The organism is Castellaniella daejeonensis (assembly GCF_039523555.1).
GTDB lineage: Bacteria > Pseudomonadota > Gammaproteobacteria > Burkholderiales > Burkholderiaceae_B > Castellaniella > Castellaniella daejeonensis.
Genome location: NZ_BAAAFN010000011.1, coordinates 66963 through 90572, shown reverse-complemented (window position 1 = coordinate 90572; position 23610 = coordinate 66963). Strand labels below are relative to the sequence as shown.

Genomic DNA, 23610 nt, shown 5'->3' with positions numbered 1-23610 from the left:
CTTGCATCATGTACATCGATTCCCACTGCCATCTGAACTTCCCCGACTTGCGGGCCCAGTTGCCCGAAGTGCTGGAACGCATGCATGCGGCCGGTGTGGGGCATGCCCTGGTCGTCAGCGTCAACCTGCGCGACTGGCCCGGCCTGATGGCGCTGGTGGAGCAGCATCCCTTCCTGCGGGCCTCGGTAGGCGTGCATCCGGACAATGATCCCGAGGACGATGACGGCGTCGAGCCAACCCTGGCGGACCTGACCAGCCGGGCAGCCCATCCCCGCGTCGTTGCCATCGGCGAAACCGGGCTCGACTACTACCGTCAGGCAGAGCCGCTGGAATGGCAGCGTGAGCGCTTCCGCACCCATATCCGTGCGGCCCATGAAACGGGGCTGCCGCTGATCATCCACACCCGCGCCGCAGCCGAGGACACGCTGCGCCTGATGCGCGAAGAGCAGGCGCCGCGCGGGGTCATGCACTGTTTCACGGAATCCTGGGAAGTCGCGCAGGCCGCGATGGACCTGGGGTTCTACATTTCCCTGTCCGGTATCGTGACCTTCAAGAACGCCGCCCAGATCCAGGACGTGGCGCGCAAGGTCCCGCTGGACCGCCTGCTGATCGAGACCGATTCCCCCTACCTGGCGCCGGTGCCATACCGCGGCAAACTGAATGATCCGTCCCGTGTGATCCATGTGGCCGAGAAGATCGCCGAACTGCGCGGCGTGCCCGTTGCCGACATCGAACGTGCGAGCGCCGAAAACTACTGGCGGCTGTTCGAGAAGGCCGCCGCGCCAGCCTGATTCCGACCTGCCGACAGGGCAGCCCGCCTTCACTCCAGCCGACTGAGGTCTTCCGCCATGTCCTTGTCCCTGTTCATTCGATCCGGCGCGCGGCGCCGTCCCTTGCTGACCGGGCTGGTCCTCGTGCTGGCCCTGGGTGCGGGCCTGCCGCCTGCGGCCGATGCCCAGCAGGCGCCGACGGCCGACTGGTGGTCGGCCATCCGTCGCGACGATGTGTCCACCGTCCAGGGCATGCTGCTGCGCTATACCGATCCCAATGCATTCAACGCCCTGGGCAATCCCGCGCTGACGCAGGCGGTGCGGGATCAATCCTGGAAGGTGTTCGATGCCCTGCGTGCGGCGCCCGACGTGCGCATCGACGAGCCCAACGCGCGGGACGAAACGGCGCTGATGTATCTGTGCATCCTGGGCCAGACCGACCGGGCCCGGGCACTCATCGCAGCGGGGGCCCAGGTGAACCGCCTGGGCTGGACGCCTCTGCACTATGCCGCGTCGAAGGCACAGGTGGAGACGGCCCGCATGCTGATCGAGCATGGCGCCATCATCAATGCTCCCGGTCCGGACGGGACCACGCCGTTGATGATGGCGGCGCTGTCGGGCAAGCCGGAAATGGTCCGCCTGCTGCTATCGAAGGGCGCCGATCCGACCATGTTCAATGCTGCCCACGAAACGGCGGCGGACTGGGCGCGCAAGCGCAATCACCAGTCCCTGGCCGCGGCCCTGGACGAAGTCGCCGGACGCCGGGCCAGGATGCGGCGCGGCGAGACCGACACGCCGTCGGCTTCTGCGCCCGCTGCGCCGGCCGCAGCGGCGCCCGCGGCGGAAACGAAGGAAGGTGCGGAGGACCAGTCCTCGTTCTCGCGCTACTTCGATCTTGGCCGCTTCGAGGACACGCCGCAGGGGCGGTGAACCGGCGGCACCGGTGCGGCACGGGCGCCTTGCGCCCGCCGGCACTGCACCGGACTAGTTCAGGAATACCCGCGCCTGGCGGGGCCTGGCGATGAAGCGCCGGTGGCCTTGCGCGCGGATGCGGTCGAATTCGAGGCTGGGCATCACCACTTCGATGATTTCCTGGGTGTCCTCGCGGCGCAATTCCAGCTGCGCCAGCGGCCCGAAGGCGTGCGCCCGCTGCAGGTTCACCAGCAACCCCCGTCCGACCGCAGGCTGGCCCGCCGCCGGCAGCGGCTCGATCTGGATATCGTGCGGCCGGACATAGGCTGTGCCCGGTGCGTCGGCCGCGGCTTCCAGGCCCGGCACTTCCAGTGCCGCGCCTCCGGTGTGCAGGCGCCCGTCCCGGACCCGACCGTGGAACAGGTTCACGTGTCCCAGGAAACCGTAGACGAAAGCCGTTTCCGGAGCGTCGTACACCGCTTGCGGGGCACCCTGCTGTTCGACCCGGCCCTTGTTCATGATCACGACCTCGTCGGCGACTTCCAGCGCCTCTTCCTGGTCGTGCGTGACGAACAGGCTGGTCATGTGCAGTTCATCATGCAGGCGGCGCAGCCAGCGCCGCAGTTCCTTGCGCACCTTGGCATCCAGCGCGCCGAACGGTTCGTCGAGCAGCAGCACGCGCGGTTCCACCGCCAGGGCGCGAGCCAGCGCGATCCGCTGGCGCTGGCCACCCGACAGGGCGGCCGGACGGCGGTCGGCCAGCCAGTCCAGCTGCACCAGTTCCAGCAGCCCCATGACTTTTTCGCGGATCCGGCGCTCGTCCGGCCGCTGGGCGCGAGGCTTCACCCGCAGGCCGAAAGCGACGTTCTCGAATACCGTCATGTGCTTGAAGAGCGCATAGTGCTGGAATACGAAGCCGACCTGCCGCTGCCGGACGTGCGTGTGGGACGCGTCCTGGCCTTCCAGCAGGACTTGTCCTTCATCCGGGTGCTCCAGGCCCGCGATGATGCGCAACAGTGTGGTCTTGCCGCAGCCGGACGGCCCCAGCAGCGCGGTCAGCCGGCCATCCGGAAAGGCCAGTGATACGTCGTCCAGCGCCCTGAACGCGCCGAACTGCTTGCGGATATGACGGACTTCGATGCTCATGAGGATTGCTCCGATGCGATGCGGGCGGCCTGGACGCGCAGGCGCCATTCGGCCAGGGATTTCAGGGCCAGCGTCAGCAGTGCCAGCAGCGCCAGCAGCGACGCCACCGAAAAGGCCGCCGCGAAGTTGTATTCGTTGTAGAGGATTTCCACGTGCAGGGGCAGGGTGTTGGTCAGGCCGCGGATATGGCCGGACACCACCGACACCGCGCCGAATTCCCCCATGGCGCGCGCATTGCACAGGATCACGCCGTAGAACAGCCCCCAGCGGATGTTGGGCAGCGTCACGTGCCAGAAGACGCGCCAGCCCGAGGCTCCCAGCACGATGGCGGCTTCCTCCTCCTCGCAGCCCTGGGACTGCATCAGCGGGATCAGTTCGCGCGCGACAAAGGGCACGGTGACGAAGACCGTGGCCAGCACGATGCCGGGCACGGCGAAGAGTATCTGGATGTCGTGCGCCTGCAGCCAGGGGCCGAACCACCCCTGGGCGCCGAACATCAGCACATAGATCAGGCCCGCGATCACGGGAGATACGGAAAAGGGCAGATCGATCAGGGTGATGAGCAGATTCTTGCCGCAGAACTCGAAACGGGTGATGGCCCAGGCGGCGCAGACCCCGAAGACCAGATTCAGCGGCACGGCGATCCCGGCAGCGATCAGGGTGAGGCGGATCGCGGACCGGGCGTCCGGCTCGACGATGGCAGCCAGGCAAGCTTCCCAGCCCTTGCTCAGCGCCTCGTGAAAAACCGCCGCCAGCGGAATGAAGAGAAACAGGAACAGGAAGCCGAATGCCGCCGTCATGAGTGCCAGGCGGACGAACCGGCCCTCCGCGGCCGGTTGCGCGGCAGACGCGTTCCGGGCAAGGGGATCGAGAACGATGGTGGTCATGGAATCGAGGTATCCGTGGTCAATCGGCCTGGCCGGTGGAACGCCGCCGCACCCAGGCCTGCAGCAGGTTGATGGACAGCAGCAGCAGGAAGGAAATCCCCAGCATCACCACGGCGATGGCCGTGGCGCCCGCGTAGTCGTATTGCTCCAGTTTGGTGACGATCAGCAGGGGCGCGATTTCCGAAACCATCGGCATGTTGCCGGCGATGAAGATCACCGAACCGTATTCGCCGGCCGCCCGGGCGAAGGCCAGCGCGAACCCCGTCAGCAGCGCCGGCAGGATCGCGGGGAAGACCACACGGGCAAAGACCTGGCTGCGGGACGCGCCCAGGCTGCTGGCCGCTTCTTCGTATTCGGGCGCCATGTCTTCCAGCACAGGCTGGACGGTGCGCACCACGAAAGGCAGGCCGATGAAGATCAGTGCCACCACCACGCCCAGCGGCTTGAAGGCCACCTGGATCCCCAACGGCGCCAGCAGCCCGCCCAGCCAGCCGTTGGGCGCGTATAGCGCGGTCAGTGCGATCCCGGCCACGGCCGTGGGCAGGGCGAAGGGCAGGTCCACCAGGGCGTCTATCAGGCGCTTGCCGGGGAATTCGTAGCGTGCCAGGACCCAGGCCACGATGCCGCCGAACACCGCATTCACGGCTGCCGCCAGCAGTGCCGCGCCGAAGCTCAGGCGGTACGAGGCCAGCACCCTGGGTGCGGTGACGGCCTGCCAGAAGGCGTTCCAGCTCAGGGACGAGGCAGTCAGAAAGGCCGCCGACAAGGGCAGCAGGACCACCAGGCACAGGTAAGTGAGCGTCAGGCCCAGCGTCAGGTTGCGGCCGGGCAGGACCCGGCGCGCACCCGGCGCCCGGGAAGTGAGAGTCGTGGCCATGGCCTTATTGCCCGCTCGGCTTGTAGATCTGGTCGAACACACCGCCATCCCCGAAATGCGTCTTCTGCGCTTCGGCCCAGCTCGGCGCCACGTCCGTGATCTTGAACAGCGACAGCTGCGGGAACTGCTGCGCGTGCCGCTCGGCCACCGCCGGCAGGGTGGGGCGGTAGTGGTTCTTCGCGGCGATTTCCTGGCCGGCTTCGGAATACAGGTATTCCAGGTAGGCCTGGGCCACGCTGCGGGTGCCCTGGGCATCGACGACCTTGTCCACCACGGCCACGGGCGGCTCGGCCAGGATGCTGACGGATGGCACGACGATGTCCACCTTGTCGGGACCCAGTTCCTCGATGGCCAGGAAAGCCTCGTTTTCCCAGGCCAGCAGCACGTCGCCGATCCCTCGTTCGACGAAGGTGGTGGTGGATCCCCGCGCGCCCGAATCCAGCACGGGCACCTGCCGGTAGAGCCTGCCGACGAATTCCCGCGCCTTGGCCTCGTCGCCGCCGTGCTGGCGCAGGGCATAGCCCCAGGCCGCCAGATAGTTCCAGCGCGCGCCGCCGGACGTCTTGGGGTTGGGCGTGATGACCTGGATGCCGGGCTTGATCAGATCGTCCCAGTCGCGGATGTGCTTGGGGTTGCCTTTGCGCACCAGGAAAACGATGGTGGATGTGTAGGGCGCGCTGTTCAGGGGCAGTTGCTGCTGCCAGTCCGGGCGGATCGAGCCACGCTCGGCGATGGCGTCGATGTCGGGCGCCAGCGCCAGGGTCACCACATCGGCCCGCAGGCCGTCGATCACCGAACGCGCCTGCTTGCCCGAGCCGCCGTGCGACTGGCGGATGGTGACGTGGTCGCCGGTCTTGTCCTGCCAGTACCGGGCGAATGCCTGGTTGTAGGCCTGGTACAGCTCCCGCGTGGGGTCGTAGGACACGTTCAGCAGTGTGATGTCGGCTGCCTGGGCCGCGCCGGCCAGGCAGACGGCCGCCGCAAGGGACAGCAGGAATCGGAATCGCATGGGAAGGAACCTCGAGATACGGGAATCGAGGTATCAGGTTAAAGAGTTCCTTTCCGGGAAAGAACGAATCGTTTTGTCCAACGATATGAATGCCGCGCATTATGCAGCGCTGCTATATGCGTATGCGGGGCCTCGTGGCCCCGGATGCCCGCCGTGCACGGCGGCACCCCGTGCGTGTCGTGCCTCAGGATTGCGGCGGCAGGAACTGCGGGCGCAGGATGCCGCGCAGGCGTTCGTAGGGAATCAGCAGCTCGGGCTGTCCCCAGGCATAGGGTGCGATCTCGTAGGGCTGGTATTTGACCAGCACGCCCAGGTCGGTCAGCCCCACGTTGTCGCTGGACGCAAAAGGCCACATGCGGTTGAAGTTGTCCCGGTTGTCGATGGCGTCGGCATGCTGATCCAGCCACCGCGTGTGTTCTTCGCGCAGCGCGGCATCGAAGGCGGGCCTGGCGCCTGGCGCCAGCAGATTATCGATCGTCAGGGCCTTTTCCGCCGTATTGTCCCAGTTCAGCAGCTGCGACCCGGTGATGCCGTGGGCCATGCCGGTCCGGTATTGGCCAGCGTCCAGTTCGACCACGGTCAGCCGCTCGTTGCGGTAACGAGTGCGCGCCGTCAGCTGGACCTCGTCGCGCGATGCGGCGGTCTTCCAGTAATAGGCTTCGAAACTGTCCAGCGTGTCGTAGGGGGCCGGGTTCTGCGTATCGACCCAGGTCATGGCGGCCAGGGCGTGGTCGACCAGTTCCGTCAGGCGGGGATGGCCGGGGAAAGCCAGTGAATCGACCGTCAGCTTCGGGCATTCGCCCTGGCAACCCGGCCGTTCGCGCGACCATTTGACCGGTTGCGTGAACAGGCCCGAGCGGCTGGTCTGCTGATCCAGCTGGGCAGGCATCAGGCTGAGATCGTCTTTGGGGCCGCTGGCGCAGCCGGCCAGCCCCAGGGTCAGCGCCAGCGCGGCGATCGACAGGGCAGGGCGCAGTGAAAACGGTGAGCGGTTCAGGGACGACGGGTACATCGGCGGAATCATCATGGGCGGGATGTTTGGCGGTGTTCCTGATCGAAGGCGGAACGGGTGATTTCAGGCGCTCCAATCATGGATAATGAGGGCTTTTCAACCTGTGGGGTCCGCATGATCAGAATCTACCACAACCCGCGCTGCAGCACGTCACGCAAGGCTTTGGAAACGCTCCAGGCCACGGGCCGCCCCGTCGAAGTGGTCGAATACCTGCACGAACTGCCGCCGCGCGCCGAACTGCGCGATATGATCCGGGCGGCCGGCCTGTCGGTGCGCGACGCGCTGCGCCCCAAGGAACCCGCCTACGAATCCCTGGGGCTGGCGGACACCGCGCTGACCGACGAACAATTGCTCGACGCCGTCGAACGGCATCCGGTTCTGCTGAACCGGCCCTTCGTCGTCACGGACAAGGGCACGCGCCTGTGCCGCCCCTTCGAAAGGATCCAGGAAATCCTCTGATCCCGTTCCGGTGTCCGCCCGGCATGGGCCTGCGGCGGACCATATGCACCGACACCCAGCGAGGGCCTCGCCGTGTTCGATTTCATGTATGACCTGCCCGAATGGGCCATGTTCGCCGTTTGTGTGCTGCTGGTGGGGTTCCTTTCGGCCACCGCCCTGATCCTGATGCGCATCCTGCGCCGTTTGTGGCCGCCCGGCCCGCACAGCTCCAATATGGTCAACACCATGCTTTCGGGCATCCTGCTGCCCACCGGCATCGTGATCGCTTTCGTGGCGTCCGACATCTGGCAGCAGGACGCCAAGGGCCGTGCCGCCGTGGAGCAGGAAGCCATTGCCGTGGCCGACACGCTGCGCGTCGCCAAGTTCCTGCCGGCCGAACTGCGGGAACAGGTCACCGGCGTGCTTGACGATTACATCCGCGAAGTCATCGAGGTCGAATGGCCCCTGATGGGCGACGGACGAGCGAGCCAGGTTGCGGAAGACCAGCTGGAGACCCTGATGGTCATCTCGGTGCGGATCGAGGCCGGAACCGACCAGATCGGGCTGCAGCGCGCCGCCGAATCATTGCGGCGCTACACGACGGATATCGAAAATGCCCGCAACCAGCGCCTGCTGGTTTCGCATGACCGGGTGCTGCCGACCAAATGGGTTGCCGTGCTGGTGCTGCTGTTCGTTGCCGCCTGCGTGCTCAGCGAACTGCACATGGGCCAGAGGCGCCCGCTGGCCCTGTCCCTGGTGCTGTTTTCCCTGGGCTTCGGTGCCACGCTCTACCTGATTGCCTCGTTCGACCGGCCCTTCACCGGTACCACCATCATCGAGCCGACTTCTTTGTCCGTGCTGCTGATCCGGGGCTAGGGCGGCGGCGCGCGGCAAGCCCATGAACGGAGGCGCCCCGGGCCGCACATGGGACGGCCCGGGGCTCGCGCGGAAACCGCCTCAGGGCTGGACCGAGGGGACGCCGGTCGGGAAGCTGCGCGTGCGGTGCGTCACCGGCAGGCCGCGCCCCTTCAGCAGGATGTTCCAGTAGAACCAGGGCATGAAGCTGCGCTTGAGCCACCAGTAGAAGCGCCGTGGAATGCGCGGATCGAACGGAAAGCTGGGCGTGATCGTGCCGCCGTAGGTGAATTCGGCCAGCAGGACCTTGCCGCGCGATGTCGTCAGCGGGCAGGCGGCGTAGCCGTCGTAGCTTTCGACATTGCCGGCGCCGCGCAGGACGCTCAGCAGGTTCAGCGTCAGCACGGGAGCCTGGCTCTTGATGGCCGCGGCCGTCTTGCTGTTCGGCGTCGAGGTGCAGTCGCCCAGGCCGAACACGTTGGGATAGCGGGCATGGCGCAGCGTGTTCTTGTCCACTTCCAGCCAGCCATTGGCGTCGGCCAGGGAACTGTTGCGGATGAAATCGGGCGCGCTTTGCGGCGGCACGACATGCAGCAGGTCGTAGCTGACTTCCTCGCGCACTTTTTCGCCGTCGATCACCGACTCGAAGACGGCGATCTTTTCCTCGCCGCGCACCTGCACCAGGTTCTGGCCGAAGCGCGGTTGCGCGCCGTAGGATGCCATCACCTTGTCCAGCGCCTGCGCATAGAACGGCACGCCGAAGACCGAGGCGCCGGCCGTGCGGAATTGCAGGCTGTCGGCCTTGACCCCCCGGCGGCGGAAATCGTCGGCCGCCAGGTACAGGGCCTTCTGAGGGGCGCCGGGGCATTTCACGGCACCGGCCGGTTGGGTGAAGATCGCGGTGCCGCCCTGGAACCGGCTCACCAGTTCCCAGGTATAGGGCGCAAGATCATAGCGATAATTGCTGGTCACGCCGTTCTTTCCCAAGGCCTCGGCCAGGCCGTCGATGGCGTTCCAGTTGATCTGGATCCCGGCGGCCACCACCAGGTAGTCGTAAGCCACGCGGGTGCCGTCGTCCAGCTCCACCTGGCGCTCGTCTGGCAGCAGTGCGGTCACGCGCTGCGCGATGTGCCGCACGCCGTCGGGCAGGCAGTCGTGCAGGGGACGTCGGGTGTCCTCGGCTTTGTAGGCGCCGCCGCCCACCAGCGTCCATGCGGGCTGGTAGTCGTGGTGGCTGGACGGGTCGATGATGGCGATGTCCAGGCCGGGCTCCTGGCGCCGGAGCTGGGCGGCGACGGTGGTCCCGCCGGTGCCGGCACCGACGATCACCACGGAGTGCTTGCGGATGGATGCGTTGCTCATGAAGGCCTCGAATGGGTCGGATGGAGCCTGGGGCAGGGAGCCCTGCGGCACGATGCGATCATTCTAGGATCGGGTCTTCGCCGCGAGAACGACCGATGGGCTATGTCTTTATGACTGTCGCAACAAGAAACCTGAACCTGTGAATGGGTATTCGGGACCGCCTGGTGGCGGGCCCGGTATCTGCCGATGATTCCAGGGGCGCCAAGGCATCGCCGCCTGTTTCGGTTACAGTGCGGTGATCGGGCAAGCTCTTGCCATTTTCCGAAATCCCGACTCTGCCTGTTTGCTCAAGGCTTATGAAATCCCTGCCTGAACACCACGATCTCGAAACCCTGTCCGTCCTCGTCGAAGGCCGCGTGCAAGGCGTCGGCTTTCGCGCCGCCACCGTCCGCCAGGCCCACCAGCTCAAGCTGGGCGGCTGGGTGCGCAACCTGCCCGACGGCCGCGTCGAGGCCTTGATCCAGGGCGAGCGCACCGCCGTCGACCGCATGCTGTCCTGGTTGCTCCAGGGGCCGCCCGCAGCGCGGGTGACCGGCGTATCGCACACGGAAACCCCGACCGATCGGCATTACGAGCGATTCGAACAGATCTGATCCGGGGCGCCACCCGAGGGGCGATTGAACCAAACCGCCTTTTCGCTGCCCAATCCCCATGTCCCGCCGATGGCCGGCGGGCTTGCCCATATCCGAGGTATGCATGAAACGACTCTCCACCATCGGCTTGCTGGCCGCCATCCTGAGCGCATCCCTGTCCGTGCATGCTCAGGCGGGCGAGGCCGTCACCGTCTACCAGGATCCGAACTGCGGTTGCTGCCACGGCTGGGCCGAGCACATGCGTGCCGAGGGTTTCGATGTGCGCGAGGTGCCTTCGTCCGACATGGCGGCCGTCAAGGCCCGGCTGGGCGTGCCGATGGATCTGGCGTCCTGCCACACGGCGCGGCTGGAATCCAGCGGCCAGATCATCGAAGGCCACGTTCCCGCCTCGGCGGTGCGCAAGCTGCTGGCATCGAAAGACATGCGCGGCGCCGCAGCGCCCGGCATGCCCCTGAATTCCCCCGGCATGGGAGCGATGGACGGCAACCTGGTCACGGTCGACTTCGACGGCAGGCCGTTCTCGCGCGACTGAGGCAGCTTCGGGGCCGGGCCGTCATCGCGCGGGGCGGGCGTCGTCCGTGTCTTCGTGCGGTTTTTCCACCACCAGTTCCACGCGGCGATTGCGCGCCCGGCCATCGGCCGTGCGGTTGTCGGCGATTGGCCGCGAGTCGGCGTAGCCCACGGCCTTCAGGTGCCCCTTGGAAATGCCGTTGGCCTGCAGATAGCGCACCACGCTGCCTGCCCGGGCGCTGGACAGTTCCCAGTTCGACGGATAGCGGGCGTTGCTGCGCACCGGCACGGAATCCGTGTGGCCTTCGACCGTGACATCGTAGCCGGCGTCGGACAGCACCTTGGCCATGCGTTGAAGCACCGACAGGCCTTCCCGGCTCAGGTCCGCCTGACCCGTTCCGAACAGGATCTCGCTATTGATGCGGAAGCTGATGGAACGCCGGTTGACGATCACCTCGACGTCATGGCCCAGTTCCCCAAGCGGCAGCGAGGCCGCCAAGGCGGCGCCTTCGGACGATTCTTCCGGTTTTGCCTCCGGCACGGCCGGTGCGGAAGCCGGCCGGGAATTTTCCATGCCGGCGGAAGGCGAGGAGGGCGGCGTGGCGGTGGCGGGTGCCTCCGGTTCGGCAGCCGGGGGCTGGGCTGCCGGTGCAGGAACGGAGGCGGGAGCCTGGTCGGGTGCGGGAGCAGTCGTCGAAGCGCCCGGCGCTGCCGGCTCGGCGGCATGGTCCGTTGCCGCCGAGGGGCTCCCAGCCGGCGTTTCGGGGACATCTGGCGCCCCGGTCGGCATGGGTTGGGCAGCATGATCCGCCGGCGCCTCGGCTCCGTCCGGCGCCGCCATCCCGGCAGAGGCGGCAGGAACAGGCGAGGGCGCGGGTTCGAATTCGGGAAATGTTCCGTACAGCGGGGAATGCACCGGTTCGGCCGGAGGCGGAGGAGGCAGGAAGATTTCGTCGGCCGGGACCGGAGGATAGGGATAGGGCGCGTCCGGCTCGGGAATCGGCGCCATGGCGACGACAGGCTGCGTGCCGGCCTGTCCGGCCGTGCCAGGCTTGCCGGCCCGCTTGCCGATCGACCCGGAGAACGCCAGCATCACGATCATGACGACCAGCAGCAGGGTCATCATGTCCAGATAGGTCATGAACCAGCCTTCTTCCTGGGCCGAGTCGGCCGGCTTCTGCTCCAGGCTCCAGCGGTCGACGTCCGCGCGCTTGCGATCGCGCCGCAAGGCCTGCCGGGCCTGCTGCAGCTCGGTCTCCATCGCCCGCATGCGCTGGACAATGGCCTGGGCCGGATTCAAGTCGCCGGATGCGTGCCTCATGAGGGCTCCGGTTCCTTGTCCCCGGGGGTCGCAGCGGGCGCAGGCTGCTGGTCGCGGATCTCATCGCGGATATCCTCGATGAAGGCCTTGAGCGTTTCCCGCATCAGGGCCGGGCTGCGCTTCTGGCTCATCATGGCGATGCCCTGCATCAGGGTGTTCATCAGGATCAGGCGCTGTTCGGTGCGGCGTTCAAGCTTCACCGCGATGGGCTTGAAGACCAGGTTGGCCAGCAGCACACCGTAGAAAGTCGTCATCAGGGCCAGCGCCATCTGCCGGCCGATGGCCGTGATGTCGCCGTCGCCCAGCAGGAACAGCAGGTTCACCAGGCCCACCAGCGTGCCCAGCATGCCGAAGGCCGGTGCAAAGCCCGCCATCGTGCGAAACAGCTGGGCCTCGGCGTGCTCCTTGGCTTTCATGCGGGCGATGCGCCATTGCAGCAGGTCGAGGATGTCCTGCTCGGGCACGTTGTCGATCACGAATTGCACGCCGTTGCGCAGGAATGGACTGGATACCCGTTCCAGGGCCTGCTCGACGGCGTGGATATCGCTCTGCATCCAGATGCGGGCAATCTCGACCAGGTCTTCGAGATCCTTGTCGGCGTCCAGGCGCTCGTGGTGCACGACACTGCGGATCAGGCCGAAGACGCGCATCACTTCGCGCAAGGGATAGGCGATGAAGGTGGCTGCCGCTGTTCCGATCAGCACGATTCCCAGGCCCGGCCAATCGATGAAAAGTCCGGGATCCTCGGCCGACAGGAACAGGACGATGACCAGCAGTACGATGCTGGCGACGATGCCGATCAAGGTGGATGGGTTCATGTGTGGAGCCATTGGATGAAACAGACGCATCTTACCGTGATCGGCGAAGCGGGCACTTGAAAAACAATGGGTTTTTTCCGGGCCGCCGGCCCGGACGGGAACCGGATGCGGCCAGGGGGCAGTTCGCGGACGACGGATCGGCTATCCGTTCCGATCCTTCTTTAATTCGCATAATGTATATTATGTAAAGTAATGGAAATCGGATTCTGAACTGTCTCCGGGGCCCTAGGCTGCTTCGATCCACGCGATGATCAGCCCCGCATCATTGGACCTGGGCACCATCCTCAGGATCGGGTGCTCGCCTGACGCCACGGAAAGATGCGCTGTGTCGCCGGCCTCCAGCACGTCCCGGCCCGAGCGGTCCGATATCTCGAACTCGTACGTACCACGGTATCCATGGCACAGCCAATGCCCCGGCGCCAGATGCCTGACGAGTGAGCCGCGCCATGCCTGCACGCGGCCGAGCGCCCTGGATCGCCGCAGCATCAGGTTGAAGTCCCGCACAGGCCCACCGGACAGTTCGTCGCAGCGGTACGGTGTCTCACCGGCGAAGCAGAAGCCTTGCCCTGCCGACAGGACGACAGACTGTCCGGTATCTTCCCGGGCCAGGCGTACTGGGCCGCCCCGGGTAACGAACAGCACGCGGTCGAAGCCTTCCCATCGGGAAAATGGTCCGGGCGCATCGATGTCGGCGGCACTGGCGCGCCACAGGAAATCGTCCATTCCCGCTCCTTCCGGATGGATGGCAATCTCCCGCGTGACGCCGCCGCCATTTTTCCAGGCGATCTCGCGCAGCCCGGCGGCGCGGACGACGCGCAAGCCGCTTGCAGCTGCCCGGCCATCCACGGCGGGCAGCGTGTCGGAAAAGCCTTCAGGACTCACGATGGTTCAGGGTCTGAGCAGATGCCAGGCCAGCCGGGCGGCGGCGCGGGCCGTATGGTGATCGATATCGTGATCCGGATTCATCTCTGCGATATCGGCCAGGCGCAGCTTGCCGCTGCGCTTGACGGCCAACGCGCAGGCCTCCACGACGCTCAGGGGCACCCCCAGCGCAGAAGGCGCCGATACACCGGGGGCCACGCCCGCGGGCAGCACGTCCAGGTCGATCGTCAGGTAGACCAGGTCGGCCTCGGCCAGCAGCGCGTCGATCTGTCGCAGGCGCTTGGCCAGGTGGCGCTCCTGCATGTCCATGTCTTCGACGTAGAAGACATCCAGTGCCCGCGCATGGTCGTACAGTCCCCGCGTGTTGCCCACGGGCGAAACGCCCAGGCAGGCGTAGCGGATCGGCAGGCCATGGTTCCTGCCGTATTCCAGGATCTGGTCGAAAGGGGTGCCCGATGATCCCGGCCGGCTGGTGCGCAAGTCGAAATGCGCGTCCAGATTGACGATCAGGATGCGCGGCGGCGCCCCGCCCTCTTCTGCCAGATGGCCCGCCAGCCCCTGGAAGCTGGCCCAGGCGACTTCGTGCCCCCCGCCCAGCGTCACGGGTAGCGCGCCTGCGGCCAGCACGGCCGAGACCTTGCGTGCCTGGGCCTGCTGTGCAGTTTCCAGCAAATCGCCCTCGCAGACGACGTCGCCGACATCCCAGAACCGCTCCAGGTCGTGCGCCGGCAGGTTGGCCAGCATGCGGCGGATCGCCTCGGGCCCCCTGCTGGCTCCCGGGCGGCCGTGGTTGCGCCGCACGCCGGCATCGCTGGCGAAGCCCAGCAACACGGCGTCCCCGGCCCCATAGCCTGCCGGATCGGTACGCACGATCTGGAACAGCCTGCGGGTATCCCCCATTTCGGACGCGTCGTTGCGCCCCTTCCAGAGCGTATCGCTCATGATGCTCCCGCCTCCACGGGTCCCTTGCTGAGCACCGCCTGCAGGAACGAGCGGGTGCGCTCGTGCCTGGGCTGCTGGAAAATGATGTCCGGCCGGTCGGCCTCGATGATCCGGCCATAGTCCATGACGACCACGGTGTCCGCCATTTCCCGGGCAAAGCCCATTTCGTGGGTGACGACCATCATCGTCATGCCTTCCTTGGCGAGCAGCTTCATGACCTGCAGGACTTCGCCGACCAGTTCGGGGTCCAGTGCCGACGTGGGCTCGTCGAACAGCATGACTTCGGGTTCCATGGCCAGCGCCCGGGCAATTGCCACCCGCTGCTTCTGTCCACCCGAAAGGCTGTTGGGCATGGCCCGGGCCTTGGATTCGAGCCCGACCTTGGTCAGGAGCGCCAGGCCTTTTTCATCCGCCTGCGCGGCGGAAGCGCCGCGCAGGGTGCGCGGGCCGATGGTGACGTTCTCCAGCACGGTCAGGTGCGGAAACAGGTTGAAGGACTGGAACACCATGCCCACACGGGTGCGCAGGTGGTTCAGTTGCTTCTCGGCCATGAGTGCGCCTGCGTCCAGCAAGCGCTCGCCGCAGATATCGATGGTGCCGCGCTGGGCGATTTCCAGTCCGTTGCAGCAGCGCAGCAAGGTGCTCTTGCCCGAACCGCTGGGACCGATCACCACCACGACCTGGGAACGGTCGACTTCCAGGTCCACGCCCTTCAGGACCGCATTGTCTCCATACGACTTGTGGAGATCGCTGATCCGGATCATGACATCGGATGTGTTCATTGCACCATGCCTCCGGCCTGCAGGCGCAGCTCGACGCGACGCAGGATTTTCGATGTGGCGCTGGTGAGAATCCAGTAGATCAGCGCGATCACGAGATAGACCTCCAGCGAACGATAGGACACGCTGATGATCTTCTGGCCTTCGTGCATCACATCGTGGATCGTGACCAGGGAAACCAGCGCCGAGTTCTTGATCAGGGCGATGAACTCGTTGCCCAGCGGCGGGATCATGCGCACGATCGCCTGCGGCAGGATGATCTTGACCATGGCCTGTGTCGAGGACATGCCCAGGGATCGCGCCGCCTCCATCTGCCCCCTGTCCACGGACTGGATCGCGCCGCGCACGACCTCCGAGACGTAGGATGCCGAGTACATCCCCATGCCCAGCACGCCGCAGACGAAAGCGGGCAGCAGGATGCCGAAACGGGGCAACCCGAAGAACCAGATGAACAGCTGCACCAGCAAGGGCGTGCCCCGGAAGCAGGACAGGTAGACGCTGCACGCCTTGTAGAGAATCCTGCGCTGCGGATTCAGGCGGCCGATGCCGATGAGCAGACCCAGGCAGCAGGACAGCAGCAGCGCGCACACGGTGACTTCGACCGTCACCCATGTGCCGCGCAGCAAGTCTTCCCAGCCTGCGATCGCGGGCGTGAAGTCGAGATTCATTGCTTGCTGCCCTCGAACCACTTGTCGACCAGGCGCTGGTACACGCCATTGGCCCGTATGGTCTTGAGCGCCTGGTTCAGCTCCTGGGTCAATTCAGGCTGGTTCTTGCTCACCGCGATCCCGTATTCCTCGGTCGTGATCTGCTCGTCCAGCACCGTGAAGCCGGGATTCTGCTGTGCGAACAGCTTGGCGGCCGGCTTGCCCGTCACGGCGGCATCCGCCCGCCCGATATCCACCAGGTTGAACATTTCCTGGTTCTTTTCCACCTCGACCCGCTGCACCTTGGGATAGTGCTGCTGCATGTAGTTCACTGATTTGGTGCCGACCTGCACCGTGACGCGCTTGCCGTCCAGATCCTTCAGCGTCTTGACCGGGCCGTCCTGCTTGGTCAGCACCACCAGCCCGCCCGCGTAGTAGGAATCCGTGAAATCCACGGCCTTCTTGCGTTCGTCGGTGATGTAGATTGCCGACATGGCGGCGTCGGCCCGTCCGGAAATCACCGCGGGGATCAAGCCCTTGAAGTCGATGTCCGTCCAGGCGATCTTCTTGCCCATGGCCTGGGCCAGCGCCTCGGTCAGTTCGATGTCGAAGCCCGTCCGCTTGCCGTCCACGGTCATCTCCATGGGAGGGAACGTCGGATCGGTGACCACGCGGATGGTGTCGGACGCGGCCTGGCTGGCGGCAGATGCACCGCCCAATGCCAGGGCCATCAGGGTGATGCGGAAAGTCTGGGTCAGTTTCATGAAAGTCTCCTCGGTGTGGGCGTGTCTGTGGTCAAAGGCTTTGCAGCCGCGATGAAATATGCGCCGCCCCGCGCACTGTCATCTCGATGAATCGTTCTTCCTGTCCCTGCGCCCTGAGCGAGGGCGCCATCATGGTGATGACGGCCACCGCGGCATGGCCGTCATGCTGGTACAGGGGCGCGCTCGCGCCCCAGACACCGGCATCGACCTCGCCGTTGGTGACCGCGTACCCTTGGGCACGAATGCGTTCCAGCTGCTCTTCCAGCCCGGCCAGTGCCTCGTCGTCGAGCAATTGGTCGCGCCGCAGCTGGTCCAGCACGGCGCGCCGCTGCTCGACGTGCATGAATGCCAGCAGCGCCTTGGCCGAAGCGCCCTTGCACAGCGGCAGCATCCGTCCCTTGACGAACGAACAGCGCAGCGGATGCCGGCTCTCGACCATGTCCAGGCAGACGATCTGGTGCTTGACGGCCACGAGCAGGCCGATCGACTCCCCGCTCTGTGTCGACAGGGCTTCCATTTCTTCGTGCGATTCGAGCGTGAGGAACGACGATTGGTCGAACCCCCAGGCCAGGGGCACGCACATCGGCCCGGGCGAGAATTCGTTGTCCCGGCCGATCACGAAACCCCAGCGCTTCAACAGCGACAACTGGCGATACAGCGTGCTTTGTGCCAGGCCGGTCAGATCCATCAATTCGGGAATCGTGGCGCCACGCCCGAGCCGGGCCAGCGTTGCCAGAACGTGCAGGACCCGCTCGGCGCCGCCTTTGGCCACAGCGTGATCTTCTTGCATGCGGATGAGCCCTCGCGATGGAAACAGCGGTTCGGTGAAGAGGCCGTGGCGGCGGCGGGCTGGCCTCTGCCGGACGCTCGTTCCCCTACGGAATGAGGCTCATCATAAGGATTTTTTGATAATTTCTTCTGTATTATTCTTATCAAATGAGAATCTAAGGGAAATCACTGAAGCGCATCATCCGGCCCGCGCAGTACGTGGCGAACGCAATCCAGCGCCAGTTCGACCGATTTCGGACGATACTCGTCCCGGCGCCAGTACATCGACACCGAGCCAAAGCAATGCAGCGTCAGGGGCAGGATGCGCAGCAGGCCCATTTCCGCCAGGGCGCTCGCCGAACGATGCGAGGCAACGCCGATCGCATCGCTGTTCCTGAGCAGCGCGATATTGGCGATGACCGAATTGGATTCGATGTAATTGGGGGGCAGGCTCAGGCCCGCCGCGGCCAGGGCGGTTTCCAGCGCCTTGCGGATCGGCGATCCCCGCGGCCAGACGACCCAGCGGTACTCCAGGACGTCGTCCCAGCCGATGGCGCCGCGATCGGCCAGGGGATGGTCGCGCCGCACGGCCAGGGCGACCGGTTCGGTATACAAGAGTTCGGAATCGAAGCTTTCCAGGCTCGGATCGTCCTCGATCGTCCGGCCGATGACGATGTCCAGGTCTCCCTGGCTGAGCTGATTCAGCAGCAGGTCCATGGTGCCTTCGACCAGATCGATGCGCAGGCTGGGCATGCGGGCAGCCATCTCCAGCGCGGCGAGCGGCCCGGCCTCGGTTGCCGCCACCCCCGAGGCGCCCAGGGCGACGTGCCCTGCTCCGCCTTCCCGCAGGATGTTCATGTCAGCCGCGGCCCGGTCGAGCTGGGCTTCGATGCGGCGGGCATGCTCGATCAGCGCCTGACCATGGACCGTCGGCGTCAGGCCGCGGGCATGACGCTCGAACAGCGTCAGGCCCACGTCGCTTTCCAGGTCCTTGAGCCATTTCGACAGGCCGGGCTGCGTGGTGTGCAGCGCGGCCGCCGAGCGGCTCAGGTTGCGGGTCTGGGCCAGGCTGAGCAAGAACCTGAGATTGCGCAGCCGGATGCGGTCGGTCCAATCGCTAGCCATGAGAAGCTCCAGGATGGGGCGCGCCGGCGGCGACCGACCTTCGGACTCAGGGCTGCTTGCCGGGGTCCTTCACGGCCTCGAAGGTCGCGAACTCGATGTTCTGCAGTTCGCCGTCGACCCGCTCCAGTTTGCGGATGTATTCGTTCTGGATGATATCGCGGGTTTCTGGATCGATCTGCACGGGACCGCGCGGGCTTTCCCATGCCATGCCCCGGGCAGCCGCCATGAACGCATCGCCGCTGGCGTCGCCGCCGGTCTTTTCGAGCACCTTGTAGATCAGCTGCATGCCGTCGTAGCCGCCCACGGCCATGAAGTTCGGGCGGTCCTTGGGGTGGGACTTGGCGTAGGCCGCGACGAATGCCTTGTTTTCCGGCGAATCGTGGGCCGCCGAATAATGGAAGGCCGTGATCATGCCGAGCGCATTGTCGCCCAGCGCCGGCAGGGAGTTTTCATCGGTCATGTCGCCGGGGCCCATTTCCCTGATGCCCAGCTTGTCCAGGCCCATTTCGCGGAAGTTCTTCGCCAGGGCCACCATCGAACTGCCCGGCGGCACGAAGAAGAAGAGCGCATCCGGACGGGTGTCCTTCACGCGCTGCAGGAACGGCGCGTAGTCGGGCGTGCTGACCGGCGTGCGGACTTCGCCGAGCACCTTGCCGCCCAGTTCGGTGAAGGTCTTCTTGAACTGCTGCTGGGCATCGTGCCCCGGTCCGTAGTCCGCCACCAGGATGTAGGCCGAATGAATGCCGTTCTTCACGGCCCATTGGGCGATGGCCCAGGAGCTCTGCGGCAGAGTCATCGATACACGCGCGATGTAGGGCGATTTTTCCGTGATCGAGGACGTGGCCGCGTTCATCACGATCATGGGCACTTTGGCCTCGGTGGCCAGGGGGGCGACGGAGAAGGCGTTGGGCGTCAGGTCGAATCCGGCCAGGATGTCGACCTTGTCCTTGATCAGCAGTTCCTGCGCCTGGCGCTTGGCCACCGCCGGGGCGATGCCGGTGTCATCCTTGACGATCAGCGTCACCTTGCGGCCGGCGACCGTATCGCCGTGCTGGGCCATGTAGGCCTCGATGCCGTTCTGGATCTGCTTGCCGTAGTCCGAATAGGGCCCCGACACCGACAGGACCAGGCCGATTTTCAAGTCCTTGGCCTGGACTGGCGATGCAACCGCCGCCGCAGCCGCGGCCAGGGCGGCGGCGCCCAGGATGTTGTGAAGTTTCATGGTCTCTCTCCTTGTTGGACAATGTTCATTGTTGGCGGGCCGCAAAGGACCGGATGAATCCGGCCAGTTCGTCCGTGGCTGTCAGCGGCAGCACGTTGGCCACGTACTGGTCGGGCCGCACGATGACGACGGCGCCCTGCCGGTCGATGCCGCGCAGCTGGAAAATATCCCGGTCCGGCAACGCCGCATACACGTTTTCCAGATCGGGAAGCCGGTGCGTTCCCACGCGCGGCAGGAAGACCGCCGGGACCCGGCCGATGTCCACCGCGGCATAGTCCTGCTGATAGATCACCTTCAGGTCGAACCAGGCGTTCTCGTCCAGGCCGGCCGGCGTGTAGCCCCGGATGGGCGACTCGGGGGATTCGTCCAGCCAGCGCCCGAGCGCCGCCAGGGGGGAATCCTCGCCGGCGCGCGCCGAGTCGGCGAATACGTAGATCCGCCAGCGGCCGTCGGCCCGGGCCTCGTGCCCCAGGTGCAGGCGGTTGGCATCGGCCACGCGCATCACTTCCGCGGACCGGAACCGCTTGCCGACCGGATAGCCCGCGGCCAGGGACTGGTGCGCGGCCGGGGCGACGATCATCGAAGGCGCGTAGCAGGTCATGAATCCCTGGGCGAATTCTGTGATCCGCAAATAGGCCTGTTCGAACTCGGCATGGGTGGCAAAGGCTTCCGACGACTTGGCCATCTGCGTGGCCCAGCGCAGATCCTGGTCGATGAGGTCCTGGCCGATCTTCTGGCGCTCGGCCGAATAGGTCGACAGGAGCCGGGCGGGGCTGCGGCCTTCCAGGACATGCCCCAGTTTCCAGCCCAGATTGAATCCGTCCTGCATCGAGGCGTTCATGCCCTGCCCCGCCTTGGCGCTGTGGGTATGGCCCGCATCCCCGGCAATGAACACGCGCGGAGAACGCGGCGCCTTTCCCGCCACGGGGATGGCATCGTCGAAATGGTCGCACAGCCGGTGGCCGACTTCGTACACACTGTGCCAGGCCACCTCGCGCACGTCCAGCCGGTAGGGATGGAAGATTCGCTGCGCACGTTCGATGATCTGCTCGACCGGCATGTTGCGCACGGCACCCGCATCGCTCTCGTTCACTTCGCCCAGGTCGACATACAGGCGAAACAGGAAACCGCCTTCGCGGGGGATCAGGAGAATGTTGCCATCGGCTTCGGACTGGATCGCGCACTTGGTGCGGATATCGGGGAAATCGGTATCGGCCAGCAGATCCATGACGCCCCAGGCATGGTTCGACGATACGCCCTGCAGCGCCAGGCCGATCGCCTTGCGCACGCCGCTGCGCCCGCCGTCGGCTCCCACGACGTAGCGTGCATGGACGATGCGCTGCCCGCCGCTTGCGTCTCCGACCCGCGCCAGCCGCACGGCCACGGGATAATCGCCTTCGTCGGCAACCGTCAGCCCCAGGAATTCGTAGCCGTAATCCGGCTTCATGCGCGTGGGCGCATTGGTCATGAATTCGGCGAAATAGTCCAGCACGCGGGCCTGATTGACGGTCAGATGGGGATATTCGCTGACATCGTGCGGATCTTCGTCGACGCGGGAAACCCGGACGATGTCCGCGGGGTTCTGCGGGTCCGGTTTCCAGAATGCGGTTTTCGTGACATGGCAGGCTTCCGCGGCCAGGCGCTGCGCGAAACCGAAGGCCTCGAACGTTTCCAGGCTGCGCGGCTGCAGGCCATCGGCCAGGCCGACCTCGAGGCGCCCTGCCCTGCGATCGACGATGCGCGTGACGATGCCGGGAAACTGGGACAACTGGGCCGCAGTGATCATCCCGGCCGGCCCCGCGCCGACGATGAGCACGTCCACGCGTTCGGGCAATTCTTCCGGGCGATCGATCCCGGCCCCTGCGGGTGCCTGGATGCGCGGGTCGTGCGAGACGTACCCATGGTGATGGTATTTCAAGACAGTCTCCTGAAAGGAATCTTATGGGGGATCTTTTCGCGAGAAGAACTGCCGGATATTCTAGGTATGGATTGCGTCTATTTCATATTTTTAAGAATGAAATATTCCTATCATCGATACTGGAAAAGATATACCTGAACGATGAAACCGGTGGCCGGGGGCAAGGCTCAGCCAAGCCGCCAGGCCAGCACCGCCAGTGCAACGGCCAATACCGGCAGCGTCAGCACCAGCCCCGTGCGGCAGTACTGCCCCCAGCCGATGCGGATGTCGCGGCCGCGCAGCACGTGCAGCCACAGCAGCGTTGCCAGACTGCCGATGGGCGTCAGCTTGGGGCCCAGGTCGCAGCCGATCACGTGGGCGTAGATCATGGCTTCGCGCACGGCGCCCTGCGCCTGCGATGCCTCGATCGACAGGGCACCGATCAGGACCGTAGGCAAATTGTTCATCAGGGACGACAGCGTGGCGCTCAGCAACCCCGTGCCGAGGGCGGCCGTCCAGACCCCTCTTCCCGCCAGCCAGCCCAGCGCCTGCGTCAGAAATCCGGTCAGGCCGGCATGGCGCAGCCCGTAGACCACAAGGTACATCCCCAGGGCAAACACGATGATCTGCCAGGGCGCGCCGCGCACCCGCCGCAGGACCGGGATGCGCCCGCCCCGCGCAGCGATCGCGGCCAGGACCAGGGCGCCGGCCGCCGCCGTCGCGCTGACGGGGACGCCCATGGGCTCCAGCACGAAGAAACCGAGCAGCAGCCAGGCCAGCACGCCCCACCCTGCCACGAACGTCGGCCGGTCGCGCACGGCGGTCGCCGGCAGCGGCAATCGCTGCACGTCGTAGCGCGGCGGGATGGCCCGGCGAAACAGCACGCCCAGCACCGCCAGCGCGGCGAGGATGGCAGCGAGGTTCACGGGCATCATGACGGCCGCGTAGCGGGCGAAGCCGATGCCGAAATAATCTGCCGTGACGATGTTGACGAGGTTGGACACCACCAGCGGCAAGCTGGCGGCATCGGCGATGAAGCCTGCCGCCATGACGAAGGCCAGCGTCGCGCGGGGCGAGAATCGCAGCGCCGCCAGCATGGCGACCACGATGGGGGTCAGGATCAGCGCCGCGCCGTCGTTGTTGAACAAGGCGCTGACGCCGGCGCCCAGCAGCACCATCAGGACGAACAGGCGCCCGCCCCGGCCGCCGCCCCATCGCGCCATGTGCAATGCGGCCCACTCGAAGAAGCCGGCGGCTTCCAGCAGCAGGCTGATGATCACGACCGCGACGAAGGTACCCGTGGCGTTCCAGACGATGCCCCAGACGACCGGGATGTCGGCCGGCTGGATCACGCCGGTCAGCAACGCCAGCCCCGCACCCAGGCAGGCGCTCCAGCCGATCCCCAGGCCGCGCGGCTGCCAGATGACCAGCGCCAGCGTCAGGATGAACAGGGCCAGGGCGAGCATCAGGCCCCCAGGATCCCGGCGGCGTGCAGCAGCGTCAGCCCGCCCAGGCTCGCGAACAGTACGGCGGCAATACCGTGTATCAGCCGTGCGGGCAGGCGGTCGGCCGCCCGTGCGCCGAAATACACGGCCGGGACATTGGCCAGCATCATGCCCAGGGTGCTGCCCCCCACCACGGCGACCAGGCTGTCGTAGCGGGCGGCCAGCGCCACGGTGGCGATCTGGGTCTTGTCACCCATTTCCGCCAGGAAGAACAGCGTAATGGTGGCCGCCAGCACGCCCAGGCCGCGCATTGGCGCCGGCGCTTCGTCGAGCTTGTCGGGGATCAGCAGCCAGCCGGCCATGAGAAGGAAGGAAATCCCCAGCAGCCATTGCAGGACGGTGGGATCGAGCAGCCGGGCGACCAGCTGGCCGGCCAGACCGGCCAGGGCATGGTTGGCCAGGGTGGCAATCAGCACGCCCAGGCAGATCAGGACGGGACGGTGGTAACGGGCGGCCAGCACCATGGCCAGCAGCTGGGTCTTGTCGCCGATTTCACCCAGAGCGACCACACCGGTGGAAACGAGGAAGGCATCCATGAAGAGGAACGTCCGGGGCTGACGCGACTACGC

The 23610-nt window shown here is 66.1% G+C and carries 25 protein-coding genes; 6 read left to right on the top strand and 19 right to left on the bottom strand.

Features of this window, described 5'->3' with window-relative positions; translation table 11 throughout:
* Positions 1–8 precede the first annotated feature (8 nt).
* Entirely contained in the window at positions 9–791 is a 783-nt protein-coding gene (locus tag ABD022_RS07580; protein ID WP_325124717.1) for a TatD family hydrolase, read from the top strand.
* Between the two features lie 57 nt (positions 792–848).
* Positions 849–1700 carry an ankyrin repeat domain-containing protein gene (locus tag ABD022_RS07575; RefSeq protein WP_325124716.1) on the top strand — a complete coding sequence of 284 codons (852 nt, stop codon included), beginning with the start codon at positions 849–851 and terminating at the stop codon, positions 1698–1700.
* A gap of 54 nt (positions 1701–1754) precedes the next feature.
* Here the strand turns inward: ABD022_RS07575 and ABD022_RS07570 are convergent, their stop codons facing one another.
* The 5 genes from ABD022_RS07570 to ABD022_RS07550 form a co-directional block, all read right to left on the bottom strand.
* Complete coding sequence (locus ABD022_RS07570) at positions 1755–2828, bottom strand: sulfate/molybdate ABC transporter ATP-binding protein (protein ID WP_325124715.1); 1074 nt, start codon at positions 2826–2828, stop codon at positions 1755–1757.
* Positions 2825–3715, bottom strand: a complete 891-nt coding sequence (gene cysW, locus ABD022_RS07565) for a sulfate ABC transporter permease subunit CysW (RefSeq protein WP_343820720.1) — start codon at positions 3713–3715, stop codon at positions 2825–2827. The genes ABD022_RS07570 and cysW overlap by 4 nt, the downstream gene beginning before the upstream one ends.
* 19 nt (positions 3716–3734) lie before the next feature.
* On the bottom strand, positions 3735–4592 hold the full coding sequence (gene cysT, locus ABD022_RS07560; RefSeq protein ID WP_325124713.1) for a sulfate ABC transporter permease subunit CysT: 858 nt from the start codon (positions 4590–4592) through the stop codon (positions 3735–3737).
* A 4-nt stretch (positions 4593–4596) separates the two neighbouring features.
* Positions 4597–5601: a sulfate ABC transporter substrate-binding protein gene (locus tag ABD022_RS07555; protein ID WP_325124712.1), complete on the bottom strand. Its 1005-nt coding sequence runs from the start codon at positions 5599–5601 to the stop codon at positions 4597–4599.
* Between the two features lie 184 nt (positions 5602–5785).
* The gene (locus ABD022_RS07550) at positions 5786–6628 is read right to left on the bottom strand and encodes an RsiV family protein (RefSeq protein ID WP_325124711.1); all 843 of its coding nucleotides are present in this window, start codon (positions 6626–6628) and stop codon (positions 5786–5788) included.
* Positions 6629–6727: 99 nt separating this feature from the next.
* On the opposite strand from ABD022_RS07550, the gene arsC reads away from it, so the two are divergent.
* Both arsC and ABD022_RS07540 read left to right on the top strand, forming a co-directional pair.
* A complete protein-coding gene (gene arsC / locus ABD022_RS07545; protein WP_343820719.1) occupies positions 6728–7072 on the top strand; it encodes an arsenate reductase (glutaredoxin) in 345 nt (114 codons plus the stop codon).
* A gap of 72 nt (positions 7073–7144) precedes the next feature.
* Positions 7145–7927 (top strand): bestrophin-like domain, encoded by a 783-nt coding sequence (locus ABD022_RS07540; RefSeq protein ID WP_325124709.1) that lies wholly within the window; start codon positions 7145–7147, stop codon positions 7925–7927.
* Positions 7928–8008: 81 nt separating this feature from the next.
* On the opposite strand, the gene ABD022_RS07535 is transcribed toward ABD022_RS07540, so the two are convergent.
* Complete coding sequence (locus ABD022_RS07535; RefSeq protein WP_325124708.1) at positions 8009–9268, bottom strand: NAD(P)/FAD-dependent oxidoreductase; 1260 nt, start codon at positions 9266–9268, stop codon at positions 8009–8011.
* A gap of 296 nt (positions 9269–9564) precedes the next feature.
* On the opposite strand from ABD022_RS07535, the gene ABD022_RS07530 reads away from it, so the two are divergent.
* Positions 9565–9861, top strand: a complete 297-nt coding sequence (locus tag ABD022_RS07530) for an acylphosphatase (RefSeq protein WP_325124707.1) — start codon at positions 9565–9567, stop codon at positions 9859–9861.
* Between the two features lie 103 nt (positions 9862–9964).
* Positions 9965–10393, top strand: a complete 429-nt coding sequence (locus ABD022_RS07525; protein ID WP_325124706.1) for a DUF411 domain-containing protein — start codon at positions 9965–9967, stop codon at positions 10391–10393.
* Positions 10394–10414: 21 nt separating this feature from the next.
* On the opposite strand, the gene ABD022_RS07520 is transcribed toward ABD022_RS07525, so the two are convergent.
* The 13 genes from ABD022_RS07520 to ABD022_RS07460 all read right to left on the bottom strand — a co-directional run bounded on the left by ABD022_RS07520 (position 10415) and on the right by ABD022_RS07460 (position 23577).
* Positions 10415–11692 carry an OmpA family protein gene (locus ABD022_RS07520; protein ID WP_343820716.1) on the bottom strand — a complete coding sequence of 426 codons (1278 nt, stop codon included), beginning with the start codon at positions 11690–11692 and terminating at the stop codon, positions 10415–10417.
* Complete coding sequence (locus tag ABD022_RS07515) at positions 11689–12510, bottom strand: motility protein A (RefSeq protein WP_325124704.1); 822 nt, start codon at positions 12508–12510, stop codon at positions 11689–11691. The genes ABD022_RS07520 and ABD022_RS07515 overlap by 4 nt, the downstream gene beginning before the upstream one ends.
* 225 nt (positions 12511–12735) lie before the next feature.
* Positions 12736–13329: a HutD/Ves family protein gene (locus tag ABD022_RS07510; protein WP_325125852.1), complete on the bottom strand. Its 594-nt coding sequence runs from the start codon at positions 13327–13329 to the stop codon at positions 12736–12738.
* Positions 13330–13398: 69 nt separating this feature from the next.
* Complete coding sequence (hutG, locus tag ABD022_RS07505) at positions 13399–14334, bottom strand: formimidoylglutamase (protein ID WP_343820713.1); 936 nt, start codon at positions 14332–14334, stop codon at positions 13399–13401.
* Complete coding sequence (locus tag ABD022_RS07500) at positions 14331–15116, bottom strand: amino acid ABC transporter ATP-binding protein (protein WP_343820711.1); 786 nt, start codon at positions 15114–15116, stop codon at positions 14331–14333. The genes hutG and ABD022_RS07500 overlap by 4 nt, the downstream gene beginning before the upstream one ends.
* Positions 15113–15781 carry an amino acid ABC transporter permease gene (locus ABD022_RS07495; protein WP_325125845.1) on the bottom strand — a complete coding sequence of 223 codons (669 nt, stop codon included), beginning with the start codon at positions 15779–15781 and terminating at the stop codon, positions 15113–15115. The genes ABD022_RS07500 and ABD022_RS07495 overlap by 4 nt, the downstream gene beginning before the upstream one ends.
* The gene (locus ABD022_RS07490) at positions 15778–16518 is read right to left on the bottom strand and encodes a transporter substrate-binding domain-containing protein (RefSeq protein ID WP_414647457.1); all 741 of its coding nucleotides are present in this window, start codon (positions 16516–16518) and stop codon (positions 15778–15780) included. The genes ABD022_RS07495 and ABD022_RS07490 overlap by 4 nt, the downstream gene beginning before the upstream one ends.
* 37 nt (positions 16519–16555) lie before the next feature.
* Positions 16556–17314 carry an IclR family transcriptional regulator gene (locus ABD022_RS07485; protein ID WP_343820709.1) on the bottom strand — a complete coding sequence of 253 codons (759 nt, stop codon included), beginning with the start codon at positions 17312–17314 and terminating at the stop codon, positions 16556–16558.
* A 164-nt stretch (positions 17315–17478) separates the two neighbouring features.
* Positions 17479–18417: a LysR family transcriptional regulator gene (locus tag ABD022_RS07480; protein ID WP_325125841.1), complete on the bottom strand. Its 939-nt coding sequence runs from the start codon at positions 18415–18417 to the stop codon at positions 17479–17481.
* A 46-nt stretch (positions 18418–18463) separates the two neighbouring features.
* Positions 18464–19639, bottom strand: coding sequence for an ABC transporter substrate-binding protein (locus tag ABD022_RS07475; RefSeq protein WP_343820708.1), 1176 nt, complete (start codon positions 19637–19639; stop codon positions 18464–18466).
* Positions 19640–19664: 25 nt separating this feature from the next.
* A complete protein-coding gene (locus tag ABD022_RS07470) occupies positions 19665–21557 on the bottom strand; it encodes an FAD-dependent monooxygenase (RefSeq protein ID WP_343820707.1) in 1893 nt (630 codons plus the stop codon).
* 167 nt (positions 21558–21724) lie between these two features.
* Complete coding sequence (locus ABD022_RS07465) at positions 21725–23002, bottom strand: arsenic transporter (RefSeq protein ID WP_414647455.1); 1278 nt, start codon at positions 23000–23002, stop codon at positions 21725–21727.
* Positions 23002–23577, bottom strand: coding sequence for a TMEM165/GDT1 family protein (locus ABD022_RS07460; protein WP_325125835.1), 576 nt, complete (start codon positions 23575–23577; stop codon positions 23002–23004). Before ABD022_RS07460 ends, ABD022_RS07465 begins: the two co-directional genes overlap by 1 nt.
* Positions 23578–23610: the final 33 nt, after the last annotated feature.

Coding starts and splice junctions, on each gene's coding strand:
- ABD022_RS07580 (WP_325124717.1), top strand. CDS start 9: ATGTACATCGATTCCCACTGCCATCTGAACTTCCCCGACTTGCGGGCC.
- ABD022_RS07575 (WP_325124716.1), top strand. CDS start 849: ATGTCCTTGTCCCTGTTCATTCGATCCGGCGCGCGGCGCCGTCCCTTG.
- ABD022_RS07570 (WP_325124715.1), bottom strand. CDS start 2,828: ATGAGCATCGAAGTCCGTCATATCCGCAAGCAGTTCGGCGCGTTCAGG.
- cysW (WP_343820720.1), bottom strand. CDS start 3,715: ATGACCACCATCGTTCTCGATCCCCTTGCCCGGAACGCGTCTGCCGCG.
- cysT (WP_325124713.1), bottom strand. CDS start 4,592: ATGGCCACGACTCTCACTTCCCGGGCGCCGGGTGCGCGCCGGGTCCTG.
- ABD022_RS07555 (WP_325124712.1), bottom strand. CDS start 5,601: ATGCGATTCCGATTCCTGCTGTCCCTTGCGGCGGCCGTCTGCCTGGCC.
- ABD022_RS07550 (WP_325124711.1), bottom strand. CDS start 6,628: ATGATGATTCCGCCGATGTACCCGTCGTCCCTGAACCGCTCACCGTTT.
- arsC (WP_343820719.1), top strand. CDS start 6,728: ATGATCAGAATCTACCACAACCCGCGCTGCAGCACGTCACGCAAGGCT.
- ABD022_RS07535 (WP_325124708.1), bottom strand. CDS start 9,268: ATGAGCAACGCATCCATCCGCAAGCACTCCGTGGTGATCGTCGGTGCC.
- ABD022_RS07530 (WP_325124707.1), top strand. CDS start 9,565: ATGAAATCCCTGCCTGAACACCACGATCTCGAAACCCTGTCCGTCCTC.
- ABD022_RS07525 (WP_325124706.1), top strand. CDS start 9,965: ATGAAACGACTCTCCACCATCGGCTTGCTGGCCGCCATCCTGAGCGCA.
- ABD022_RS07520 (WP_343820716.1), bottom strand. CDS start 11,692: ATGAGGCACGCATCCGGCGACTTGAATCCGGCCCAGGCCATTGTCCAG.
- ABD022_RS07515 (WP_325124704.1), bottom strand. CDS start 12,510: ATGAACCCATCCACCTTGATCGGCATCGTCGCCAGCATCGTACTGCTG.
- hutG (WP_343820713.1), bottom strand. CDS start 14,334: ATGAGCGATACGCTCTGGAAGGGGCGCAACGACGCGTCCGAAATGGGG.
- ABD022_RS07500 (WP_343820711.1), bottom strand. CDS start 15,116: ATGAACACATCCGATGTCATGATCCGGATCAGCGATCTCCACAAGTCG.
- ABD022_RS07495 (WP_325125845.1), bottom strand. CDS start 15,781: ATGAATCTCGACTTCACGCCCGCGATCGCAGGCTGGGAAGACTTGCTG.
- ABD022_RS07485 (WP_343820709.1), bottom strand. CDS start 17,314: ATGCAAGAAGATCACGCTGTGGCCAAAGGCGGCGCCGAGCGGGTCCTG.
- ABD022_RS07480 (WP_325125841.1), bottom strand. CDS start 18,417: ATGGCTAGCGATTGGACCGACCGCATCCGGCTGCGCAATCTCAGGTTC.
- ABD022_RS07475 (WP_343820708.1), bottom strand. CDS start 19,639: ATGAAACTTCACAACATCCTGGGCGCCGCCGCCCTGGCCGCGGCTGCG.
- ABD022_RS07465 (WP_414647455.1), bottom strand. CDS start 23,002: ATGCTCGCCCTGGCCCTGTTCATCCTGACGCTGGCGCTGGTCATCTGG.
- ABD022_RS07460 (WP_325125835.1), bottom strand. CDS start 23,577: ATGGATGCCTTCCTCGTTTCCACCGGTGTGGTCGCTCTGGGTGAAATC.